Origin of the sequence: uncultured Nonlabens sp. (assembly GCF_947495285.1) — a bacterium.
Classification (GTDB): Bacteria; Bacteroidota; Bacteroidia; order Flavobacteriales; family Flavobacteriaceae; genus Nonlabens.
The window spans coordinates 1-217 of the sequence record NZ_CANLXZ010000117.1; the positions used below are offsets into that span (position 1 = coordinate 1).

The window sequence follows — 217 nt, forward strand, 5'->3', positions numbered from 1 at the left end:
AAGGTTTTTTAGGCAAGAAGCTATATGCAATAAGACCTGCAACTATATTTGACAAGAAATTAGTAAAGCTTCTATGTTTAGAATGTTCAATTTGACAGATGTTTTTAAGTTCATCATTTACAGTTTCAATAACAGAGCGCTTGCGCAGTAAAATCTTATCACTCATTGTCATTAAAGAATTCTTCATATTGTTTTTAATATGTGTAATTAAATGTAA

At 28.1% G+C, this 217-nt stretch carries 1 protein-coding gene; it reads right to left on the bottom strand.

Translation table 11 applies throughout. The features are described 5' to 3' along the window. The coding region (locus Q0838_RS14330; protein ID WP_298956582.1) for a transposase at nt 1–217 on the bottom strand (217 nt) is incomplete at both ends.